Annotated in this window: 3 protein-coding genes; all 3 read right to left on the reverse strand. The window is 63.2% G+C overall.

All coding sequences use genetic code 11. The annotated features are described in order from the left end of the window. Positions 1–341: 341 nt before the first annotated feature. Positions 342–794 (reverse strand): LuxR C-terminal-related transcriptional regulator, encoded by a 453-nt coding sequence (locus tag AC1D34_RS34290; RefSeq protein WP_476826649.1) that lies wholly within the window; start codon positions 792–794, stop codon positions 342–344. A 223-nt stretch (positions 795–1,017) separates the two neighbouring features. Further along, complete coding sequence (locus AC1D34_RS34295) at positions 1,018–1,278, reverse strand: hypothetical protein (RefSeq protein ID WP_476826650.1); 261 nt, start codon at positions 1,276–1,278, stop codon at positions 1,018–1,020. A gap of 82 nt (positions 1,279–1,360) precedes the next feature. Next, positions 1,361–4,528, reverse strand: a 3,168-nt coding sequence (locus tag AC1D34_RS34300) for an FG-GAP-like repeat-containing protein (protein ID WP_476826651.1), incomplete at its 5' end; no start/stop codon positions are given.

Below are 4,528 nucleotides of genomic sequence, written 5' to 3' on the forward strand. Positions count from 1 at the left end.
AACTCCGCGCCGCAACGATCGCTTCAAGCCGACCCTTTTCCGAAGCCGTGACTTCGATCCTGATACCGGTACGCATCCCGCAATGTCGCACACCGCATCAGCGGCCGGAATCCCCAACAGGACTCTTCCGTCCCGATCAATCCACTAGCGCTCAGATCTCGGCATCCACAGAACGTCGCCGAGCTTCCAAATCACTCCGAGCACCAGCGAGGGCGGTCTCGGCCTCGGCGATGCGGCCTGCAGGCAGACCAGCGAAATAGGACCCGCCGAAGGGCGGATTGCGCCGCCGCAGCGCGCCCTTCCCCTGACGCCCACGCCCAACCGGTGAGACGAGCGCAACCTCACCGTTGCGGTCGGCGCCCATCAGGTGGTGGCGCTTGGGTGGTTGGATCCAGCTTTTGAGCCGCAAGGACCGCCTCAAGACGATTACGGACGTTCAGCTTGGCCATCAGGTCGGTCATGTATCGCTTGATCGTCTTCTCACTGAGTGAAAGGGCACTAGCGATTTCGCGGTTCTGCTTGCCGCTCAGAAGCAGTCGGATGATTTGATCCTCCCGAACGCTGAGCCGGATGCTTTCCTTGGCTCGCTTTTCGAGAGGTTTGTGCGGTAGAGCCCCGAGCACGCTGGCGGCGATCGATGGCGTCAGATAGGTCTCGCCTCGTCGCGCAGTCGCGATCGCCTCGAAAAGCTCTTCGGCCGGACCGTCTTTCAGGACATAGCAGCTGGCACCGACAGCAAGCGCCTGAAGAGCGTCGTCCGTTATGCTCGACGCTGTGAAAATGACAATCTTCATGGCGGGAACCGCCCTGGAGGCCTCGGCCACCGCCTGAAACACGTCACCAGGCATGTCAGATCGACGATCATGGCGTCAGGCTGATGATTCTCGGCGATAGAGATGATGTGTTCTGCCGAGGATCCTGTCGCCACAAGCGCGAAGCCCCCTCGTCGCTTCAGCAGCGTCGCGATCCCCTCCATCAGAAGCGGATGATCGTCGAGAACTGCGATTGAGATGTCCCTCACAACCTGCCTCCCGGACCAAAGGCGGCGTGCCAGAGCAGATAGAGACCGATCGCGAGAGCCGAGAGCGCGGCCAGCTTCCGGCTGCTGGCCGAGGTCAGTGCCCGGTCGCAGAGCTGGAGCATGTAGAACGAACCGGTCTGCGCCAGCACATTGATGAGGCCGAAGACCAGGAGCATTAAAATGAAGGTTGGGAAGTACCTCTGAGTCAGCCTGGCCGTATCGCGGCGGGTGGGGGGCAATTTCTGAGAAGGTGCCATGATCGCCACCTGTCAGATTCTGGCCTGCACGAAGGCGGTGAGGGCCGGCGGACACGGGCCCGCCGGCCGGAAGGTCCGGCCGTTACAGCGTGAAGTTGCTGCCGGTCAGGGTGTGGTTGCCCTTCAGGTTGAGCTGGAAGTCGGCATCGGCATCGCCGTCAACATTGCCCTTGACCACGGTGTAGTCGCCGTCGGCCCGGGTCTCGTGGGAGACCGCCAGCTGGGCGGTGGCGGTGAAGGCCGGGCCGCTGGTCAAGGTGAAGCTCTGGTCGCCGGCGAGCGTTGCATTGGCGTCGATGCCGGACAGGTCGAGCTTATCGCCAGGCTGGAAGTCGAGGATGGTGTCGCCATCCGCCGCTTCCTTGCTCAGGAAGCGGAAGGTGTCGTTGCCTGCCCCGCCCTCCATCACGTTCACCGCCGCACTGGCCGTGATCGTGTCGTTGCCCGAGCCAGTCGCGACGTTCTCGATGCTCCACAGCGTGTCGCTGCCGCTCTCGCTGCTCACCGCGCTGCCGCTTCCGAGCGGGCCATTGCCGAGATTGACCGTCAGGTTCGCCATGATTGCGGACAGGTCGAGCGTGTCGATGCCGACCCCGCCATTTTCGCCGTCGCCGAAGTAGACGTCATTGCCGTCGCCCGCTGCCGCCACAAAGACATCATCACCTGCCCCTCCGACGACATTGTCGTCCCCGGCGTCCGGTTGGTGTGTAAGCGTCGAACCGGGCGCCAGCTCGATGACATCCTGTGGCCGCAGCGTGCCCACGATCGTGTCCTGTCCGCCCATCGACTTGAAGACGATGCGGTGCGCCGATTCCAGCGACGAGATATCGACCGTGTCGTTGCCGTCAGATCCATCGATCGTGATGGTGCTCGTCAGCAGCGAGGTCGGCGCGAAATCGCCGATGATCTGGAAGGTATCGCCGCCACCGCCGCCGGTGATGACGATTTCCTCGATATTGGCGAGCTGCGCGAGCAGCGCGCCGTTGCGGACGATCGCGATTTCCGTCGCTGCATCGATAACGAACCCTGCCGTAATCGCATCGGCTGCCGCATAGATCTGGAAGGATTCCGTGCTCGCATCTCCCAGGACCTGGAGGGTGTCGGTGTCGGCACCGCCATCGATGATGTCGCGTCCTTCGGTGGATGCGATTGTGATCGTGTCATTGCCGGCACCAGCACTGATGATGTCGGGTCCCGGCGTGCCCAGGAGCGTGTCGGCGGCAGCCGTTCCGGTGATGATCGTCGGTGCAACGACAGCCGCAGTCGGTGCGGAAAACACCTCTTCGAGCACGCCGTTCGCATCCTGGTAGACAACGCGCAATCGCAGGGCCAAACCGCTCTCCGCGTCCGTAACCGTGAAGCTCGGACCGTGCGCGCGCTCCACTTCGCCTGCGCCGAAGGTCAGGATGTCATCGAAGGTCCCGGTTCCGTCATCGACCTGCCAGAAATAGGAAACGGGGGATGCCGGCACGGTCCCGCCCGGATTGTCGGCATCGGTCAGGCCGAGCAGATTGACCGTCAGGACATCGCCAACCTGCACGATCCCGCCATTCCCGTCGACGATCGTGGGCGCCCCTTGCGGTAGATTATTGTCGCCGCCGGGGAGCACGATTGACTGATCGGCGAACTCCAGCCGCTCGATGTTGCGAAGCGTGTCCGACCCGTCCGTCCCCGTGACCGTCACGGAACCGTCAGGGTTGGTCGTGATCGTGTAGTTCGCCCGCAGGCCGGAGAACTTGGCCGTGTCGAAATCGGCAGTATCCGAGGTCAGGATCTCCCGAACGATGACAAGCTGGCCGGGATTATAGGTGCCGTTCAGCATGAACGGGACCATCGGCTCCATGCTGTCGAACGAGGCGATCTCGGGGCCCGTGCCATCGTTGTTCTCCCGCACGCTGATGCGCACGTTCAGGTAGCGGTCACCGTCGATGATATCGTTGCCACCGCGGCCCTGGATGATGTCGCTGCCCTTGCCGCCGAGGATGATGTTGCCACCATCAAAGAAGGTTGCCGTGGCGTCCGGAAGCAGATCCCGCAAGCCCGCGATCAGATCGATATTGGTCAGCACGCTGCCCGTGGCACCGGCGGTGGGAAGGGTGGCGGCAGTGGAGTCATCACCGTTGAGAACATCGCCGAAATCCGAACCGGAGAGGCCTTCGACGAAGTCGAAGCGGCTGAGCGAGGTCGACCCGCCGGGAACCGGCGGCTGATCGAAGAAGCGATCGGAGATGTCGATATAGACGCCGGTGGTGTTGGGCTTGTAAATCGCCCAGTCGTAGCCGGAGCCGCCGATATAGCGGTCGCCGAAGCCGGTCTTGCCGGCCATGATGTCGTCGCCGCCTTCGCCGTTGAACTTGTCGTTCTCGCCGTCGCCGATGAAGACGTCGTTGCCGATCACGGTGTCGTTGCCGAGCGGGTCGAAATTGTCGCCAGGGGCGCCGTCGGAAGTGCCCTTCTCGATCCAGTCGTCGCCCTCGTTGCCCATATCCTGTTCATTGGCCTTGCTGCCGAGGATGAAGTCGTTCCCCTGGCCGCCAATGGCCTCCGATGCGTCCTCGCCGGTGACGATGAAGTCGTTGCCGAAGCCGCCGATGATCAGGTTGACGCCGTTGCCGCCATGCAGGACGTCGTTGCCGTCACCGCCCTGGATGTTGTCGTCACCACCGGTATCCGTGATGATGTCGTCGCCGGCGCCGCCGCGCAGCTGGTCGTTRCCGGCGCCGCCATCGAGGCGGTCATTGCCGGCATCGCCCCAGAGCGTATCATCGCCATCGCTCGAGATGATGATGTCGTTTCCGGCCGTGCCCCCCAGCACGACGTGATCCTCGCCGGTATAGCGGAGGTAGTTGGTATCCAGCCCCGCGGTCTCGGGATTGTCGCGGATGACGAGCGCTGCCCCGGTCGTATCTTGCCCGAATGCAATCTGGACGCCATCAGGTCCAAAACCAACGATGTCGGCGAAGCCGTCGCCGTTCACATCGGCCAGCTCGCGCGGGAGCGCGTTACCGGACGTCCAGTTACCGTCAAGCGTCGTGAAGGCGTGCAGTTCGAAGGTGGGCGCCTGGAAGGTGCCGTCAACATTCGCGAGCGCGACCTGAACCCCGCCAGGCCCAAAGGCGACGATATCGGCCCGGCCGTCATGGTTCACATCGGCGAGTTTGCGGGGGTACAGATCCTGGCTCAACCAGCCGCCAGCATTCGCGCCGAGGGATCCCAGAGCGAAGATCGGCACTTGGAAGCTACCGTCGGC

The sequence above is a fragment of the Allobosea sp. P1_A7 genome, from assembly GCF_056406775.1.

Coding starts and splice junctions, on each gene's coding strand:
- AC1D34_RS34290 (WP_476826649.1), bottom strand. CDS start 794: ATGAAGATTGTCATTTTCACAGCGTCGAGCATAACGGACGACGCTCTT.
- AC1D34_RS34295 (WP_476826650.1), bottom strand. CDS start 1,278: ATGGCACCTTCTCAGAAATTGCCCCCCACCCGCCGCGATACGGCCAGG.